The organism is Streptomyces gottesmaniae (assembly GCF_031845845.1).
GTDB lineage: Bacteria > Actinomycetota > Actinomycetes > Streptomycetales > Streptomycetaceae > Streptomyces > Streptomyces akebiae.
Map to the genome: position 1 here is coordinate 1 of NZ_JAVRFJ010000056.1, position 17,895 is coordinate 17,895.

Below are 17,895 nucleotides of genomic sequence, written 5' to 3' on the forward strand. Positions count from 1 at the left end.
CGTCCCACCCCCGCTCACCCCACGCCAAGGAGCCAACGATGAGCACCCTCTCCTACAAGGTCCTCGACCTCGACTTCCCGGCCGGCAGCAGGAACAAGACCGCCACCCTCGTCACCGGTGAGACCGAGGCGCTGCTCGTGGACGCCGCCTTCACCCGCGCCGACGGCCACCGCCTGGCCGCCGAGATCCTCGACTCCGGCAAGCGGCTGACCACCGTCTTCGTCAGCCACGGCGACCCCGACTTCTACTTCGGCGCCGAAGTGATCGCCGACGCCTTCCCCGACGCGGTCTTCGTCGCCACCCCGCTCGTCATCGACCACATCCACCACTCCTACGAGGGCAAGCTCAAGGCGTGGGCGGCCCTCGGCGCCAACCTCCCCACCCGTCTGGTGGACCTCACCCCGCTCACCGGCGACCTCACCCTGGAGGGCCACCGCTTCGAGCTCAAGGGCGGCCCGGCCGCACTGCCCGACCGCCACTACCTCTGGCAGGCCGAGTCCCGCGCCCTCCTCGGCGGCGTCCTGCTCTTCCAGCAGGAGCACGTCTGGGTCGCCGACACCCCCACCCCGGGCGACCGCGCCGCCTGGATCGACCTGCTGGACGAGATGGCCGCCCTGAACCCGGAGCTGGTCGTCCCCGGCCACCGCCTGCCCGGCACCCCGGCCGACGCCTCCGCCATCGCCGCCACCCGCGCGTACCTGCTCGCCTTCGAGGAAGAGCTGGACAAGGCCGCCGACGGCCCGTCCCTCACCGAGGCCCTCGTCAAGCGCTACCCCGACAACGGCATGCAGATCGCCGCCCAGATCGGCGCCAAGGTCGCCAAGGGCGAGATGAAGTGGGGCTGAGCATGAACGAGTTCGCCCGTTCCGCCGCGCCCGCCGACGTCGTACGGCGTCAGTACCTGGCCTCGGCGGCAGGTGACCTGGAGGCCCTGCGCGCCACCCTCGCCCCCGACGTGGAGTGGACGGAGATGGCGGGCTTCCCCCTGGCCGGCACCTACCGCACCCCCGACGGGGTCACCTTCCACGTCATGGAGAAGCTCGGCCAGGACTGGGACGACTGGACCGCCCACGACGACACCTATGTCGTCGACGGCGAGAACGTCGTCGTCCTGGCCCGCTACACCGCCACCAACAAGGCCACCGGCAAGCACATCCACGTCCGTGTCGCCCACCACTTCACCGTCCGTGGCGGCCTCATCGTCCGCTTCGAGCAGTTCGTCGACACGGCCCTCGTCCGCGAGGCCATGCGGGCCTGACCGCAGCCGGTGTCGAGGTCGCGTGCCGCGCGCCCGGCTCGGCGCGCGGCACGTCCCGGGCCCCGGCCCCGTGCGGTCACCGTGGGGGCGGGGCCTGTCGAGGAGCCACCCACAGCGCCGAGGAGACCCCGCAGAGGTCGCCCTCGGCCGTGGCGAGGGCGGCACCCACCCGGTGCTTGCGTCCTTCCTCCGCGACGACCCACGCGTACGACACCAGTCGCGCGGAGACCGGCACCGGCCGGAGCAGCCGGGCGGCGAGCGAGGCCGTCACCGCGCCCTCCCGCATGGTCCCGAGGAGCCGGCCCGCCGCGTTTCCCGGGCAGTCCAGCGCCCCCCACATGAGCTCCGCCGGCAGCATTCCGTCGGCGTCCGCGAGCGCGGGCCCGGGTGCCCACGCGGTGGCCACCAGGTCCCGGCCGGGCACGGCTCCGCAGTGCAGGCGGAGCCCGGTGTCGGGCGTACGGTCGAGCCCGCAGCCGAAGCAGTCCACGGCCCCCTCCGGCGGTGCCGCGCGATAGGCCTCGGCCGCCGCGGACGCCTCCGCCCAGGAGGGGGGTCCGGGTACGCCGGGTGCCGCGAGGTCCTCCTCGTCGGGCACGGCCGCCGCGAGGACCCCGTCAGCGCCGGTCAGCACGGCCCCGCCGTCGGCGGTCCGCGCGAGCCCCACCGGCACCTCGACGGGCGTCGGCCGCCGGAAGTCCACCCGTACGGTCCCGGCCTCCGCCCGCCGCGCCAGCACCCCCGCCACATACCCGCCGAACGCCACCCCGGGATAACCCCGCAGCAGGTCGGGCACCGTGATCGTCTCGATGTCGCTCATGCCGCCACTCCACCACAGCGGGCGGGGTGCCGAGCGTGGAGCGGGTGCCGGGAAACGACGGTGCCGGCCCGGCAGCGCCGCAGCCCGTGGCGGTGTCAGCAGGTCTCGACGAGGTGGCCGGCGGTGCCCTCGGGCACCACGTCTCGTCGCGCCGGACGATGCTCAGCTCGCCGCCCCAGCCCTCGCACGCGGTCGCGAGACCCTTGGCCCCGTGTACATGCCAGGGACGTGCGGCCGCCCGACCATGGTGTGCGACAGCGGTGATTCAGGTCGGCGGATGATGCGTCAGGCGGCCGTGGCGGGGCCGGGGGCGGGACGCGGGGTGCCGTGGAAGACCTGGCCGAGGTGCCAGGCGAGGTGGTCGGCCGCCACGGGGCGCACGCCCGGCTGTGGGCCGACCAGCGGGCGGCCCGCCAGCGCGAGGACCTGTTCGCGGGCGGCGGGGCTGTGGCCGACGAAGCGCTGGGAGACGAGGACGCGGTGGTCGCCGTCCACCCCGAGGACGCCCTTGTCGAAGAGCTTGTGGTGGAGCGCGCACAGGCACAGACCGTTGTCGACGTCGTCCGGCCCGCCCAGCGCCCACCAGCGCACATGGGCGGCCTCCAGCCCGACCGGCACCGCGCCGATCCTGCCGTCGTAGCCGCAGAAGGCGCAGCGGTACTCGTAGGCGGTCAGCACGAGTTCGCGCATGCGCCGGTCCCGCTGCCTGCGCGCGGTCGAGATGCGCACGACCTCCGCGGCCTCCAGCTCCAGACCGACCGCCTCGCACAACTCGCCGTGGACCGACGGCGGGAAGTGCCGGTCCAGCAGCAACCGCGCGAGCCGCTCCAGCAGTTCGGGATCGCCGCGCAGCGCCGCCCCGAGTTCCGGCGCGAGCCGGCCGGTGGCGCCGGTCTCGCGGAGGTCCCGCACCCCGCTGCCGGGACTGCCGGGGCCGCGATCCGTACGGACCTCCCACACCCCGTCGTTGACCAGGTGGTGGAACGGGTACGCGGGTGACGTCCTGTGGGGCGGGCCGTACTCGGTCAGCAGGCGCTGGAGGTCCTCCTCGACCGCGCTGTACCGCAGTTCGCCGTCGGGGTCCTGCTGGAACCGGCCGAGGGCGTGCAGGAGCAGCAACGGCTTGTGCGGGGCGCGCGTCCCGTTCCTGGTCCACTGCCGCAGTCCCGCGACGCGCTCCAGCCAGTCCATGGCAGGTGATCGTAGTGAGACTCGGCGGTCGCGGCGAGAGTGAGGTCGGTGACCCGGATCGCTTCGCGGCGGCGGAGCCCTTTCCCTCTGCCCTTCGAGGCAACCGCGTGGGGAGGAAAGGGCATTGACTCGTACTTTCGAGAAGGATCCCCGTCCCCGCCGAACCCCTTCCGTGCATCACGCATCTACAGGGGCGCAGGCGCGCACCGACCTCGTGCGCCGATCCGTATTCGAGGGGAATCCGAGACGTCATGAAGAGCAAGCTGACCGCCCTGGCCCTCGCGGCGATCGTCGTCACCGGCACCGCCGCGGCCACCGCACCGGCCTCCGCCGCCGAGCCGACCCGCTGCCACACCGCCGACCTGGACGCCGGCTTCGCCCTGGGGGACAGCGCGAAGCCGGAGATGCAGCAGACCCAGAAGCAGACCCAGGCGCACATCTGGTTCACCAACAAGAGCGACCGCACCTGCACCCTGTCCGGCTTCGCCGGGGTCGACATGGTCGGCGCTCAGCCGACCGACGGCACGTGGTCGCTCATGCGTTCCTCCAAGAAGCCGCAGAAGATGACGCTGGAGAAGGGCGACACGGTGGACTTCAGCATCACCCTGCTCCCGGTGGCCGCGTCGACGCCCCGGGCGGAGAAGTTCGTTCCGGCGAAGTTCCTGGTGACCCCGCCGAACGAGACGGAGCACTTCACCCTGACGTGGCCGTTCGGCGGCCAGATCCTCAAGCAGGACGCCGCCACCCGCCCGGCCACCTACCTCAACCCGATCGGGTTCTAGAGCCGCGACTGGCACTGGCCAAGGGGACGGCCTCCGCGGAGGAGGCCGTCTCATCAGCCCTCACTCGGAGGCGCTGCCACCGGGTCGGACGCCATGTCACCGTCCCCGTCGCGTGCTCGACGGCTGGAGGAGTTGGTCGACGGGTGCGTAGTCGTCGGTGAGTGGCCGGGCGTCGTCGATCCAGGCGGTGAGCGTGTCGCCGGTGGTGATCTGCCAGCCGGTTCGCCGGGCGTCCAGCGCTTCCTGTGTCGCGCGCAGGTCGACGGGCCGGTCGGAGGCGAGCACCACCAGGTTGCCGCCGTCGGGGGTGGCGTTCGGGTCGGCGCCGATGTCGACGGGGTCGCCGACGAGGGCGACGTGCTCGAAGGTCCGGCCGAGGGTGGCCACTTCGGCACGGGCGAAGTCCAGACCGCCGTGATCGATGAGGTTGGCGACGTACAGGCCGTCCGGTTCGAGCACCCGGCGTACGTCGGCCATCGCTTCCGCCGTGGTGAGGTGCCACGGCACGCTGACGCCCCCGAAGGCGTCGCCGACGACGAGGTCCCGACTGTCGGTGGCCAGCGCCCGCAGGCCGAGCCTGCCGTCCTCGACGCGTACGTCGATCCCGGCCCCCGGTCGCAGACCGAGCCGTTCACGGTCGATGCGCACGACCCCGCTGTCGATCTCGGACACGAGGCTGCGCGTCCCGGGCCGCGTCGCGGCGAGGTACCGGGGAAGGGTGAGTCCGCCACCGCCCAGATGGTGGGCGGCGAGGGGCTCACCCTCGGGAAAGGCCGCGTCGACCGCCGACGCGATGGCGCGCACGTACGCGAACTCCAGGAAGGTCGGGTCGTCGACGTCGACGTAGGAGTGACGCAGGCCGTCCAGCACGAGCGTGCGGCCGCTGTCCCGGTCGGGGTCCGCGACCACCCGGGCACAGTGGTACCTGGTCTCCGCGTCGCAGCCACCGGGCGCGACCGCGGTGCCGAGGCCGCCGGCGACGACCACGAGGGCCAGGGCAGGGGTGCCGCTCCACCGACGCGTTCGCCACTCCGTCAGCGCCGAGCCGACCAACAGCAGTGTTCCGAGGCCGATCAGGATGCCGCTGACGGGCAGCCGCGACACGAGGACGAAGCCGGTGAGGACGGTGCCGACGATGGCGCCGACGGTGCCGACGCCGGACAGCCGGCCGACGACCGTCCCGGTCTCGGCGAGACTGGTCAGACGCAGCTTCGTCACGATCGGCGTCACCGCGGAGAGCAGCGCGCCCGGCACGAGGATGGTCAGCGACGCGATCAGCAGCAGCATCGCCGGTGCCCACTCGGCGGTGGTGCGCAGCACGGCCGGGGTGAGCGCCACGACCGCTCCCGACACCCCGAGCGAGGGGCCGATGAGCCGGCGCGGATCGACCTGGTCGGCGAGGCGTCCACCCAGCCAGGAGCCGACGGCGATCGCCGTGAGGGCGATGCCGATCACCATGGTGCTGGTCTCCAGGGTGAGGCCGAGGTAGGGCGCCAGCAGCCGCAGAGCGACGATCTCGACCACCAGGACCGCGGCCGAGGACCCGAACACGAGCGCGGCGGCGGCACGAGAACCCAGCCCGTGCTCGCGAGGACTGCCCTCGGCACCGGGTAAGGACGACGATCCGGTCACGGCCGACATCCTCGCACGCGGCCCCACGACCGGACAGCACCCGCATCCGCTGGCTGCCGTGACCGGGACCGGGACCGGGATCACGACCGCGATCGGGGTCGGTGCCGGTGCCGGGTTCGATGTCGGTGCCGGGTTCGGTGCCGGTGTCGGGATCAGGGTCGGGCGCCGGGCTGCCACGAAAACCCGTTGGCCGGTCACGGCGACCGCTGCTAGCTTCCCGGTGGCCGTGCGAGAGAACGAGGGGGTGGTACCCGTGGACGCAGTATCGACATGGGTGCTCCCCTCAGGGGTCACGGTCGGGCGATAGGTCGTCCGGGAGCGCCGTTCACGCGCACTCCCGAAAGGCACGACCATGCGATTCACCTCCGAGCAGCGCCTCGACGACGGCGTCCTCGAACGCGAATTCACCCTCGGCGAGATCCCCGGCACCCTGTGGACGCCCGAATCCGCCGCACCGCTGCCGCTGATCCTGATGTCCCACAACAACGGCCTGCCCAAGGCGGACCCCCGGCTGATCGCCCGGGCCCGGTACACCGCGGCGCGCGGCTACGTGGTGGCCACCATCGACGCCGCCGGGTGCGGTGACCGTCCCCGTTCCGCCGCCGACGAGCGGGCGCGCAGCGACCTCCGGCGGGCGATGCGGGCGGGCGAGCCGGTCGACGAGATCTTCGAGTCCCTCATCGGCCCACTGGTCGAGAACGCGGTCCCGGACTGGCGGACCACCCTGGACGCCCTCCTCGAACTGCCCGGCATCGGCGGCCCGGTCGGGTACTCCGGGGGGTGGGCCGCCCTCGGCATCCGGCTGGCGGTGGTCGAGCCACGCATCGCGGCCGCGAGCTTCTTCGCCGGCGGGTACGTGCCCCGCGCCCAGCGCGAGGAGGCCCGGCAGGTCACCGTTCCGCTGCTGCTCCTGCTGCAGTGGGACGACGAGGGGAACCCACGGCAACGGGCCCTGGACCTGTTCGACGCCTTCGGCAGCGAGGAGAAGACGCTGCACGCCAATCCGGGCGGGCACACCGGCACCCCGTGGTTCGAACTGGAGGACGGCTGCCGGTTCTTGGACCGTCACCTGAAGTGAGGCCGACCGTCTGCCGGGGCCCCGGAGAGCGGGGTCCCGGCAGATCGGTCCCGGCCGGCGGGCCTCGGCCGACAGGCACGAGTTCACGCGACGCACCCCGGACGAGGAACGACCCTCACCACAAGGGCGTTGGCCTGTTCTCGTCCCAACAGCCCCTGGATACAAGCCACTTGATGTGCACAGCGGGCGGAAGTTGTGCGAATGCTGTGCGAAGAGGTGACAGGGCGATCGGATGTGCTGCATTGGGTGCGCCGGGGGAGCCCGGGGCCCGTGGGGTTCCCGGGGCACCGACCATCAGGAGGAAGAACAAGTGATCCGTGTCTCGCGCGTGGTGGCCGCTGTGACAGCGGCCCTCGCGGTGGCGCTGGCGGTGCCGGGGACGGCACTCGCGGCGCCGGAACCGGAGCCCGGGCGGCCGTCCGCCCCCGCGTCTCCGGGACTTCCCGAAGGCTGGCTGACCAGCGGTGTCGGGGAGTCCGCAGAGCTCGTGTGGCGCGCGCCCGAGAGGGTGCCGGTGGGCGACGCCCAGGTCGAGTTCCGCAGCGGGGAACGCCTGTTGGGCACCCCGAGACCCGCCCCGGACGGGCGCACCTTCCGGCTGCCGCTCGACGGGGTGCGCCTCGGCAGCACGGACGACCTGCGGGTCGAGGCCGCGGGGCGCCGTCTGGACGCGGCCGGAGCGAAAGACGCGGCCCGTGAGCGCCGCGAACTCGACGACTCGTCGGACCCGTCACGCCTGCCCCGCGCGGCGGCCGTGAACGAGGTCGACCCCGGCGTGCCCGGCTCGTACCGTACGACCAGCGGCGAGTACTCCCTGCCGTCGGTCCACCTGCCCGGCTACGACACCGACGTCGAGATGAAGGCCGTGGTGGTCGCGCCGGAGGACGCCCCGGGCAGCCGCCCGCTGGCACTGTTCCTCCACGGGCGCCACGCCACCTGTTTCAAGGGCGACGACCTGACCCTGGAGTGGCCGTGCCCGGCCGACCACGAGTCCGTCCCGAGCTACCGCGGCTATCTCCACGACCAGCGACTCCTCGCCTCCCAGGGCTATGTGACGGTCTCGATCTCGGCCAACTCGATCAACGCCCAGGACTGGCAGGCCGACGACGCCGGCGCCCAGGCCCGCTCCTCGCTGATACGGCTGCACCTGGCCCACTGGGCGGACTGGGCCGCCGACCCGTCCACGGCCCCGGAGGTCGTACGACGGGCGCCCGGCGCCGACCTCGGCCGGGTGCTGCTGGTGGGCCACTCCCGTGGCGGTGAGGGCGCCGACAGGGCCGCGCTGGACAGTCTCACCCCGCCGCCCGCCGACAAGGACGGCCACCACGGCGAAACCCGCTGGACGATACGCGGAACCGTCCTCATAGGCCCCACGATCTTCGGCCAGAACCCCGCACCCGACGTGCCGTCCGTGACGATCCTGCCGGGCTGCGACGGAGACGTCATCGACCTTCAGGGCGAGCTCTATGTCGACGGCACCCGAGGGGTCAGCCGCGGCAGGGCCCTGCACAGCGCGGTCTACATGACCGGCGCGAACCACAACTACTTCAACAGCGAGTGGACCCCCGGCCAGGCCACGGCCCCGGCCGACGACGACTTCTCCTACGGTGGCGACGAGCACGACCCGCTGTGTTCGCCCGGCACCGCCACCCGGCTCACCGCCGAGCAGCAGCAGAAGGCCGGCTCGACGTACATAGCCGCCGCGGCCCGGCTGTTCGTCGCCGGTGACGACCGGGCCCGCCCACTGCTCGACGGCTCCTCCGTGCGTGCCGCCTCCGCCGGAACCGCCCGCGTGCTCACCCACGCCGTCGGCGCCGCCCGCTCGGGTGCCTTCCTTCCGGCTCCCTCCGCCACGGTCGGCGGCGGCCGGCTGTGCGCCCAGGTGGACCCGGACCCGGACGTCTCCTGCCTGGACCCCGAACTCAGGACCGCTTCACCGCACTTCGCCCAGTGGCGCAGGGTGTCGCCCGGCAAGGAGCCGGACCGGTACGCGCTGGCCATGAACTGGAGCCGCGCCGGCACCGCCACCGAGCTCAGCCCCGCCCGGCCGGTCTCCCTGTCCGGCGCGAAGTCGCTGAGCCTGCGTGTGATCGTCCCGCCGAACACCACCGGCACCGAGCTCGACATCGCCCTCACCGACACCGCCGGCAAGCGGGCGGACCTCGGCCGGGTCGGCGTCGACGGTCTGCCGGGCACCTCCCGCACCTCCTCCTACTGGGCGCGCGAGGTCCGCGTGCCCCTGTCCGCCGAGACCCGCGAGCGCATCGACCTCGGCCACGTCAGGACCCTCCACCTGACCCCGCGCACCGGGTCCGGGACGGCCTGGCTGGTGGACGCCCACGGCTGGCGCCCCGGCACCCCCGTCGTCGAGCCCGCGCGGCTGGCGCGCGTGGACGTCGGCGCGCTGACCGTCAAGGAGGGCGACTCCGGCACGCGCACCTACCAGGTGCCGGTGCAGGTCTCCGGGTCGGGCAGCGGCGAGGTGCGGCTGTTCGTGGACGAGCCGGGCAGCGACCAGCCGGTCGCGCGCACGGTGGAGGTCCGGGCGGGCACCCGCGTCGACGTGCCCGTGACGGTCGAGGGCAACACCCGCTACGGCGCCGACGACCTCCACCGGGTGGCCGTCAAGACCGTACGCGGCGCCCTGGTCGGCTCCTACCTGGGCGGCGTCACCGCGCAGAACGACGACCCCCAGCCCACGGTGACCGTGACGCCGGTCGCCGACCAGGTGACCGAGGGCCGGCCACTGGTCTGGCGGATCAGCCTCTCCGCGGCCGCCGACGTCGTCACGTGGACGGATCTGCAACTGCTGCCCGTCCCCGACGGGACCGAGCTGTCCACCAAGGACGTCCCCGCGACGTGGCTGGAGGAGACCTTCGGGGCCTCGCCGGATCCCGAGCGCCCCCTGTCCGCTCTGTCGGACGGCGCGCTGCTCATGTCCGAAGTGCCCGCGGGCGGCCTGAGCATCGACGTGCCCGTGCCCACCGTCACCGATCAACTCGGCGAGGACACGGAGTCGCTGCGCCTGCTCCTGTGGACCTACGACGCCGACGGAGCGCCGGTCGAGGGCCCGGAGTTCACCGGCACGGTACGGGACGCCTCCTAGCGGAGCACCCACACCGCCCGAGAACCCATGAGGCACCGTCGGGCCCCCCCCCCCCCGGGGGGGGGCCCGCGGCCGTCCGCGTTTCCGCCCCGTGCGTCCCTTTGGGCGCCTTTACAACCGGTGTGACGCGTAAGCCGCACCTGCGAGATACGTCACGGTCCGGGCTCAAAGTCCCACCCGGTGGTGTCTACTGGACGGCATGCCTGAGCACGTGTCGATACTCCAGTTGTTCGGCGGGGCCGCCCTCGCCCTCGCAGCGGTCATCTGGGTCGCTGTGCTCGTGCGGGTACTGCGCCGCGACCGCGAGATCCACCAAGGCCGCTTCGGCGACCTGGCCCGCCGACGCGGACAGCGGCTGCGCGGTCTGCCCCATCAGCGCCGCAAGGGCCCCCACGTCGAACACGTGGAGCTGAGCCCGGCGGAACAGGACGCGTTCGCCTTCCTGGCCCGCCAGTTCAGCGACGACCGCCTGGCCTGAGACGCCTGCCTCCGGTCAGCCGAGCGTCCCCGCCGGACGTCGGTCCCGAGCGTCCCAGCCGGGCGTCGGTCAGCCGAGCGTCCCCGCCCGGCGTTCCATCGCGTCCCGGGCCGCGTCCTCCGACACGTACACCTCGCACATGTGGCGACCGTCCGGGGTGGCCGTGTGCTCGACCTCCCAGAGGGAGATCTCCTGCCCGTCGGTGAGCAGGAAAGCGTGCTCGTAGAGCGAGAAGCTGAGGCCGGGCCGACCCCGGCGCGCGGGGCGGTGCGGGCGGCCGAAGGCCTGGGTGATCTCGTGCGCGAACGCCGTCCGCAGCAGCAGCGTGGCCAGCTCGTCCCCGGGCGGGTCCGGGTTCTCCGCGCGCCGCAGCAGCCGACGGGCGTGATCCGCCGAGTCGTCCGGCATGTACTCGTGACGCGGCTCGGGTAAGGCCGCCAGCTCCACCGTGACCGGCAGCTCGAAGTCGGGGGCGTCCGACGGCAGCGGCAACCGCGCGGTGGCGGCCCGCAGCTCCTCGTCGTCCGTGTACACCTCGTGCTGGGTGTCGCTGCCGGGCACCGTGTTGTGCACCAGCTCCCACAAGGTCACCGCCGAGCCGTCGGCGAGCAGCCAGGTGTGCCGGTACGTCGCCCGGTGCAGCCCCGAACTGTAGTGCGCGGAGTGCAGCGAGCTGTCGTGCGCGAGGGCGCAGTCGAGCTGCCGTATCGTCTCGTCGGGCAGCTCGAAGGAGTTCAGGGCGCGGCCGAGGAGTCGCGCGAGGTGCTCCTCAGGAGACTCGGGCGACTCGGGTGGCTCGTACGCTGCCGTCTCGTACGGAACGCTCAAGGTTTCTCCCGGCGTTGCTGCATGTCACCTTGTGGGTGCATACCGTAGCCCCTCGGTCGGACATCATGTCCGGGAACCGAGAAAACGTACGCCTCTAAAACGCCGGAGCCGCGCGGTTGGTTCCCGCGCGGCCCGACGAACTACCGGAACGACATGGTCAGATGGCGTCGCCCGCCGTCCACTCGCTCCACGGCATGTTCCAGCCGTTCAGGCCGTTGTCCGGCGCGACCGTCTTGTCGGGGGAGTTCTTGACGGTCACCACGTCACCGATCAGCGAATTGTCGAAGAACCACTTGCCGAGCGTGTCGCTGCTCGCGCCCTGGGCGTCCGCGAGACCGACGCAGCCGTGGCTGGTGCCCTGCCGTCCGAACGGCGGGTTGGACCGGCTGTACCAGTAGTTGCCGTGCACGAAGGTGCCCGACGTCGTCAACCGCATCGCGTTCGGCACGTCCGCGATGTCGTACTCACCGCCGAAGCCCACCGTCGACCCGTTCATCCGCGTCTGCCGGAACTTCTCCGAGATCACCATCTGGCCGTTGTACGTCGGGGTCGCGGCGCTGCCCGCCGAGATCGGCACGGTCTTGATCGTCTTTCCGTCCCGCACGACCGTCATCGTCTGGGTGTTCACATCGACCGTGGACACCTGCGACCGGCCCACCGTGAAGGTGACGGTCTTGTCCTGCACCCCGTAGACGCCGTTCGCGCCCTCCACGCCGTCCAGATCGATCTTCATCGTGACCTTGGACCCGGCCTTCCAGTACTCCTCGGGCCGGAAGTCGAGCCGCTGCTCCCCGAACCAGTGCCCCACCACCTCCTGCCCGCTGCTCGACGTCACCGAGATGTGCGACTGCACGGCCTTGCGGTCCGAGATCGCCTTGTCGAAGGTGAACGACACCGGCATCCCCACCCCCACCGTGGTGCCGTTGTCCGGCGTGTAGGTGCCGATGAAGCTGTTGGCCGTCGACACGGTCGTGAAGATGGAGTTGGCGGCCGACGTCTTGCCTTCGGCGTTCTTCGCGGTCGCCGAGATCCGGTACTTCGTGCCCCGCTCCAACTGCTCCTTCGGCTTCCAGGACCGCCCGTCCGCGGCTATCTCGCCCGCCACGGCCTCGCCGCCCTCCGCGACGGTCATCTCCACCTCGGTCAGCTTGCCGCCGCTGACCTTCACCCCGGTCGCGTTGATGGACGCGCCCGTCGAACCGTCCTTCGCAGAGATCGTGATCCGGGCCGCCGTGTCCTCGGCCGAAGTCCCCTTGCCATCACTCTTGTTGTCGGCCTGGGCGTCGCCGCCGCAGCCGGTGAGGGTCAGCGCACCGACCACCAGCACGGCACAGGTCCCCAGTGCCCGCCGTACAGCAATCTTCGGCCTTGTCACGATCTGCTCCAGCTTCTTCGCTTCTAGGCGATCCACGTCATCCGCTCCGGTACGTGGACATAGAGCGAACGGCGGCCGAGCGGGTTCCCGCGACCCCCGCCTCAGCGCATCACGTGACAGAACCGGGACAATCGCTCCCAGCGACCCGACCGAAACCACCGGCCGCCCAGGGCCCCGCAACCTCCGGGGGGCCTCCCCCTCCCCTCCCCCCCGGGCCCCTCCCCTCCCTCCCTCGTTGCCACGCAACGGGCCCCCGCCCTCACCCCTCCGCCCCTCAACCCCTCCCGTACAACTCCCCGTACGAAGGCCACGCTCCGCCCGGACCGGCCACCGACTCGGCCGCCCGTACCGCCCGTACGATCGCGCGGGTCACCAAGTCCGCTCCTGCCGCGAGGAGTTCGTTCAGGGCGAGCGGGCCGGCCTGCGGTGGCAGCGGTCGCGCGCCCGTCGCCAGGGTGAACACGGTGTCCCCGTCGTTGAGCAGATGCACGGGGCGCACGGCGCGGGCGATGCCGTCGTGTGCCGTGCCGGCCAGCTTCTGGGCCTGGGCGCGGGTGAGGTCGGCGTCGGTGGCGACCACGGCCAGCGTGGTGTTCATCGGGGGAGGGGGACTCGTCGCGGCCGTCTCGGCGATCCGCCGCCGCGCACTCTCGTGCACCTCCGGCGCCGGATACCTCGCACGCCCCTGGAACAACTCCCCGTACAGCACCCCCGTCTCCGGGTCCGTCACCGATCCCGCCGCGTTGGCCACCACCAGCGCGGCCACCGTGATCCCCGAGTCCAGCACGGTGCTCGCCGTGCCGACGCCGCCCTTGAGCAGCCCGACCGTCGCCCCTGTCCCCGCCCCCACACATCCCTCCGCCACCGGCGCCCCGGGCCCGCTCGCGTCCGCCGCATCCACCGCCGCCCGGCCGACGGCGGCATCGGGTCTGGCCCTGAAGTCGCCGCCCCGGCCCAGGTCGAAGACACAGGCGGCCGGCACGACCGGCACCACGTGCGCCGGGTCCAGGCCGACCCGCACGCCCCGTCCGCGCTCCTCCAGCCAGGCCATCACGCCCGACGCGGAGTCCAGCCCGTACGCGCTGCCGCCGGTCAGTACCACCGCCTCGACCCTCTGCACCAGGTTGCGTGGGTCGAGCGCGTCCGTCTCCTTGGTGCCGGGCCCGCCGCCGCGCACGTCCACGGCCGCGACCGCGCCGCCCTCCGGAGCCAGCACGACCGTGGTGCCGGTGAGCCAGCCCTCGCCGATCCGGGTGGCATGCCCGACCCGCAGGCCGGACACATCGGTCAACGCGTCAACTGCCATGAGTACCCCTGGTGTTGGGGGCCTGCTCCTGCTCCCTTGCCCCGTGGGCGTGCGGAGTGCCGTGGCCACGGGCGGTGAGCACCACCCCGACCGCGACCGTCACGGTCGCCACGATGCCCGCCGCCGGCACCGCCCAGTGCCCGAGGAACGTGCACATCACCACGGCGAGCGCGGCGAGCGGCAGCACGGTCTGCTGTGCCGTCCCCACCTTGTAGTGGCGGGCGTGCAGCGCCCACACGGAGATGAGGTACAGCGCCGTCGGCAGCGTCACCGCCGACGACGCGGCCAGGGTGGAGATGTGCGCCTTGTGCACCGTCTCCTCCACCGCGACCTCCAGACCGGCGCCGATCGCGGCGGCCGACGCGAAGATCAGGTAGTGGCCGTACCCCCACAGGAAGCTCTCCTTGCTGGAGCGCAGATGACCGTGGATGGGAACGGTGAAGTAGATCCACCACGCCGAGAAGACGATCAGCAGCCCACCCACCGCGATCGGCAGCAACTCGCCCAACGCGTCGTTCTCGTCCGCCGCCGACTTCACCGCGACCGTCGCCGCCAGGATCGTCTCGCCGAGCACGATGATGGTGAACAGGCCGTACCGCTCGGCGATGTGATGGGGATGCCAGGACGTCTGGAAGCCTCTCTCCGCGTACAGCGGGACGGACAGTTCGGCGATCGCCATCACCAGGAACAGCCACGGTCTGGCCGGCTCAGGCAGGACCAGCAGCCCCAGCCAGCCGATCTGGCACAGCGCCACACCACCCGCGTAGCGCAGGGCCGTGACCCGTTCCGCGTCCGCCGCCGTCCGCGCGGCCCGCAGCCACTGCGCGGTCATCGCCAGCCGCATGATCGCGTAGCCGAGCACGACCAGGGTCCAGTCGTGGTCCTCGAAGGCCCGGCCGACCCCGGCGGCGAGCACCAGTACGCCCGCTATCTGGACGAGGGTCACCAGCCGGTAGGGCACGTCGTCGTTGTCGTAGGCCGAGGCGAACCAGGTGAAGTTCATCCAGGCCCACCAGATCGCGAAGAAGACCATCGCGTAGTTGAGGATGCCCTCGGCGGCGTGTGCCTCGGCGACGGAGTGGACCAGCTGGACGCCCGCCTGGGCGACGGCCACGACGAAGCACAGGTCGAAGAAGAGCTCCAGCGGCGAGGCGACCCGGTGTTCCTCCCCACGGCCCCGTGCGACAAGCCTGCGCACCGGCGCCCGTGCTGTGCCGGAGGAAGGGCCGGGAGCCGAGGGAGGCGGGGGCGTGGAACGTGGCGTCATGGGGCCAAGCACACCAGAGATCCCGGTGGAATTCTCGCTCAGGTGTTCACCGGTGCCGGGGTGGACCGAGGATGTGCGCGGACGGGCCGGGGGCGGGTGAGGAGAAGCCGGGGGAGGCGCCGGCGCCGGAGGTCGTCCGGGCGCGGGGCCGTACTCTGGAGGCATGAGTACTGCTCCCGCCCCCGGCTCCGAACCGCGTGACCCCAAGGCCGCGCTGGTCTTCGACGACCCGCTCAGCCGGCCGTCGTCCGACGACACGGACCACGGGTGGGGCGAGCGGTCCGGCGACGGCGGCGACAGCGCGGCCGACCTGAAGCGCTTCCTCGACGAGAAGCCGCCCCACCACATCTGACAGGGCCGAGCTATGTGCGGTCGTGGCCCGAGCCGCGCTGGGCCACCAGGGCGTCGCGGATCTCCTTCAGGACCTCCAGCTCGGTCACCTCGATGACCTCGTGCGCGCCCTCCTTCGCCTTGCGGCGGGCTTCCTGGCGGGCCAGGTACTTGGCCATGGGGAGCACCATCAGGAAGTAGACGACGCCCGCGGTGATGACGAACGTGAGCGTCGCGTTCAGCACCGTGCCCCAGAGGATCGCGACGCCGTCGGTGACCGTTCCGTCGGCCGCCACCGTGCAGGGGTCCTTCAGGCACGAGCGGTACTGGTCGAGGTTCTTCGTGCCGAACGCCCCCACCAGCGGGCTGATGACCCCCTTCACCACCGAGTTGACGATGTTGGTGAAGGCCGCGCCGATGACCACGGCGACGGCCAGGTCGACGACGTTCCCCCGCATCAGGAAGGCCTTGAAGCCCTCCCAGACGCTCGGATCCTTCTTCTCGCTCACCACGAGGCCTCTCTGCGCTGGTTGTGGAACAAACGACTCCGCAACCTACGTCAGGGCCGGGTCCGAGTACCCAACTGGGTCCCTCCATCGTGGGACTTGACGGGCGAGGCCCGGCGGTGGGAGGCGCGGTCACCACAGGGTCACCGCCAAGCGGGACGTGGCGCCCGCGCCGGCCAGCCGGGCCGCCGTGCGCCGGGGGACGGTCAGGACGACCAGGGCTCCGCTCTCGGCCGTGTCGGCGGTGGGCACCTGGGAGACGCGGGCGCCCCGGGCGACGACCCTCCCGGCGCCGCCCGTCGCGGACTCCTCGGCCGCGATCACGTCGACCCGGTCACCGGGACGCAGCAGCCGGACCGTCGCGCCGTCGGCGATGCGCACCGGGGCGGTCACCGTGCCCACGGCGGCGGAGCGTTCGGGGACCGGGTCGGCCACCGGGTGGCCCCTGACCCGTCCCGCGTCCCTCGGGCCCGCGCCTGTCGCCAACAGGGCGGCGGCGGTCACCGCCAGACCTGCGGCCATGGCACGCCGTCGGCAGCGGGCGAGACGGCGGAGCCGATGTGCTCCACCGCTCACCCGAAGTGGGGCGAAGTGCGGGACCTCGCAGGTGGGAGGGGCATCGGTGCCGGGTGGGCCGGCGGCCCAGGAGGGGAGGCGGGTGGATGTGGGGGAGGACGGGTGCGCGGACGTCGAGGACGACGCGTACGGGGACGTGGAGGGGGACGCGTACGGGGACGTGGAGGGGGACGAGGGACGGGACATGGGGTCACCACCTGCGGTGTGGGATCGGCTTGCGGTCCCACGATGAGGCTTCGCGGCGGAGCCGGTTGGGGCCTGTGGACCACTCGACGACTGTGGAGAACCCCGCCACCCGAACGAGGAGTTCCGCACTGCGAACCGCGCGCCGCACACAGCGCGCCGCACACAGCGCACCACGCACCACGCACCCCGTACTTCGCCCCACCCCACACCGCCCCCACCCCGGCCGGGCGGTGTGGTCACCCCGTCACGGCAGATCGAACCCGGGGTCCATCCCGCCCAGTGCCTTCGTGCACAGGCAGTCGCGGCCGTCGTTCGGCGGCAGGGCGGCGACCGCCTCGAAGAGGACGCCCCGGAGGCGGTCGATGTTGGCGGCGAAGACCTGGAGGACCTCCTCGTGGGAGACGCCCTCGCCGGTCTCGGCGCCCGCGTCGAGGTCGGTCACGAGGGTCAGGGAGGTGTAGCAGAGCTCCAGTTCGCGGGCGAGGATGGCCTCGGGGTGGCCGGTCATGCCGACCACGGACCAGCCCTGGGCCTGGTGCCACAGGGACTCGGCGCGGGTGGAGAAGCGGGGGCCCTCGACGACGACGAGGGTGCCGCCGTCCACCGGTTCCCAGTCGCACCGGCGTGCCGCTTCGAGGGCCGCCTTGCGGGCGACGGGGCAGTAGGGGTCGGCGAGCGAGACATGGACGACATTGGGGACGGCGCCGCCGGGCAGGGGGAGGCCGTCGAAATACGTCTGGGTGCGGGACTTCGTACGGTCCACGAGCTGGTCCGGGACGAGGAGCGTGCCCGGTCCGTACTCGGGCCGCAGACCGCCCACCGCGCACGGGCCGAGCACCTGGCGCGCCCCGACGGAGCGCAGCGCCCACAGGTTGGCGCGGTAGTTGATGCGGTGCGGCGGCAGATGGTGGGCGCGGCCGTGGCGCGGGAGGAAGGCGACGCGGCGTCCGGCGATCTCGCCGAGGAAGAGGGAGTCGCTGGGCGGTCCGTAGGGGGTGTCGACCTGTATCTCGGTCACGTCGTCGAGGAAGGAGTAGAACCCCGACCCTCCGATGACACCGATCTCGGCCGGTCCCGCCGCTGCCGTGCCGCCCGCCGTGCCGGTCCCGCTCGCCACCAGGTGCTCCGTGTTCGCCATGCCCGCACCCTAACCGGGCCCGGAAAACCCGAGGACCC

Annotated in this window: 17 protein-coding genes; 7 read left to right on the top strand and 10 right to left on the bottom strand. The window is 72.5% G+C overall.

Features of this window, described 5'->3' with window-relative positions; all coding sequences use genetic code 11:
* Positions 1–38 precede the first annotated feature (38 nt).
* Together RM704_RS40865 and RM704_RS40870 are read left to right on the top strand one after the other, a co-directional pair.
* A complete protein-coding gene (locus RM704_RS40865; protein WP_033530410.1) occupies positions 39–845 on the top strand; it encodes an MBL fold metallo-hydrolase in 807 nt (268 codons plus the stop codon).
* 2 nt (positions 846–847) lie between these two features.
* Positions 848–1,258, top strand: coding sequence for a nuclear transport factor 2 family protein (locus RM704_RS40870; RefSeq protein WP_202808153.1), 411 nt, complete (start codon positions 848–850; stop codon positions 1,256–1,258).
* A 76-nt stretch (positions 1,259–1,334) separates the two neighbouring features.
* Here RM704_RS40870 and RM704_RS40875 read toward each other — a convergent pair whose 3' ends face one another.
* Both RM704_RS40875 and RM704_RS40880 read right to left on the bottom strand, forming a co-directional pair.
* Positions 1,335–2,078, bottom strand: coding sequence for a hotdog fold domain-containing protein (locus RM704_RS40875; protein WP_033530408.1), 744 nt, complete (start codon positions 2,076–2,078; stop codon positions 1,335–1,337).
* 285 nt (positions 2,079–2,363) lie between these two features.
* On the bottom strand, positions 2,364–3,269 hold the full coding sequence (locus tag RM704_RS40880) for a phosphorothioated DNA-binding restriction endonuclease (RefSeq protein ID WP_033530407.1): 906 nt from the start codon (positions 3,267–3,269) through the stop codon (positions 2,364–2,366).
* Between the two features lie 251 nt (positions 3,270–3,520).
* Between RM704_RS40880 and RM704_RS40885 the strand changes: the two genes are divergently transcribed.
* Entirely contained in the window at positions 3,521–4,051 is a 531-nt protein-coding gene (locus RM704_RS40885; protein ID WP_033530406.1) for a DUF4232 domain-containing protein, read from the top strand.
* A gap of 96 nt (positions 4,052–4,147) precedes the next feature.
* Here RM704_RS40885 and RM704_RS40890 read toward each other — a convergent pair whose 3' ends face one another.
* Positions 4,148–5,683, bottom strand: a complete 1,536-nt coding sequence (locus tag RM704_RS40890) for a fused MFS/spermidine synthase (RefSeq protein WP_033530405.1) — start codon at positions 5,681–5,683, stop codon at positions 4,148–4,150.
* Positions 5,684–6,035: 352 nt separating this feature from the next.
* Between RM704_RS40890 and RM704_RS40895 the strand changes: the two genes are divergently transcribed.
* The 3 genes from RM704_RS40895 to RM704_RS40905 all read left to right on the top strand — a co-directional run bounded on the left by RM704_RS40895 (position 6,036) and on the right by RM704_RS40905 (position 10,345).
* Positions 6,036–6,761, top strand: a complete 726-nt coding sequence (locus tag RM704_RS40895; protein WP_033530404.1) for a dienelactone hydrolase family protein — start codon at positions 6,036–6,038, stop codon at positions 6,759–6,761.
* Between the two features lie 310 nt (positions 6,762–7,071).
* Positions 7,072–9,867, top strand: a complete 2,796-nt coding sequence (locus RM704_RS40900; protein ID WP_033530403.1) for an alpha/beta hydrolase — start codon at positions 7,072–7,074, stop codon at positions 9,865–9,867.
* A gap of 199 nt (positions 9,868–10,066) precedes the next feature.
* Positions 10,067–10,345, top strand: coding sequence for a hypothetical protein (locus RM704_RS40905; RefSeq protein ID WP_033531912.1), 279 nt, complete (start codon positions 10,067–10,069; stop codon positions 10,343–10,345).
* A gap of 69 nt (positions 10,346–10,414) precedes the next feature.
* Here the strand turns inward: RM704_RS40905 and RM704_RS40910 are convergent, their stop codons facing one another.
* The 4 genes from RM704_RS40910 to RM704_RS40925 all read right to left on the bottom strand — a co-directional run bounded on the left by RM704_RS40910 (position 10,415) and on the right by RM704_RS40925 (position 15,121).
* The gene (locus RM704_RS40910) at positions 10,415–11,173 is read right to left on the bottom strand and encodes a DUF6227 family protein (RefSeq protein WP_033531913.1); all 759 of its coding nucleotides are present in this window, start codon (positions 11,171–11,173) and stop codon (positions 10,415–10,417) included.
* Positions 11,174–11,330: 157 nt separating this feature from the next.
* On the bottom strand, positions 11,331–12,548 hold the full coding sequence (locus RM704_RS40915; RefSeq protein WP_033532007.1) for a L,D-transpeptidase: 1,218 nt from the start codon (positions 12,546–12,548) through the stop codon (positions 11,331–11,333).
* A gap of 274 nt (positions 12,549–12,822) precedes the next feature.
* The gene (locus tag RM704_RS40920; RefSeq protein ID WP_033531914.1) at positions 12,823–13,854 is read right to left on the bottom strand and encodes a P1 family peptidase; all 1,032 of its coding nucleotides are present in this window, start codon (positions 13,852–13,854) and stop codon (positions 12,823–12,825) included.
* A complete protein-coding gene (locus tag RM704_RS40925) occupies positions 13,844–15,121 on the bottom strand; it encodes a low temperature requirement protein A (RefSeq protein WP_052146505.1) in 1,278 nt (425 codons plus the stop codon). Before RM704_RS40925 ends, RM704_RS40920 begins: the two co-directional genes overlap by 11 nt.
* Before the next feature lie 163 nt (positions 15,122–15,284).
* On the opposite strand from RM704_RS40925, the gene RM704_RS40930 reads away from it, so the two are divergent.
* Complete coding sequence (locus RM704_RS40930; RefSeq protein WP_033531915.1) at positions 15,285–15,473, top strand: hypothetical protein; 189 nt, start codon at positions 15,285–15,287, stop codon at positions 15,471–15,473.
* Positions 15,474–15,483: 10 nt separating this feature from the next.
* Here the strand turns inward: RM704_RS40930 and mscL are convergent, their stop codons facing one another.
* The 3 genes from mscL to RM704_RS40945 form a co-directional block, all read right to left on the bottom strand.
* Positions 15,484–15,960, bottom strand: a complete 477-nt coding sequence (gene mscL / locus RM704_RS40935; RefSeq protein ID WP_033532009.1) for a large conductance mechanosensitive channel protein MscL — start codon at positions 15,958–15,960, stop codon at positions 15,484–15,486.
* A gap of 129 nt (positions 15,961–16,089) precedes the next feature.
* Positions 16,090–16,719, bottom strand: a complete 630-nt coding sequence (locus tag RM704_RS40940; protein WP_311592938.1) for a CpaB family protein — start codon at positions 16,717–16,719, stop codon at positions 16,090–16,092.
* A 244-nt stretch (positions 16,720–16,963) separates the two neighbouring features.
* The gene (locus RM704_RS40945; RefSeq protein ID WP_311592941.1) at positions 16,964–17,857 is read right to left on the bottom strand and encodes an S-methyl-5'-thioadenosine phosphorylase; all 894 of its coding nucleotides are present in this window, start codon (positions 17,855–17,857) and stop codon (positions 16,964–16,966) included.
* Between the last annotated feature and the right edge of the window lie 38 nt (positions 17,858–17,895).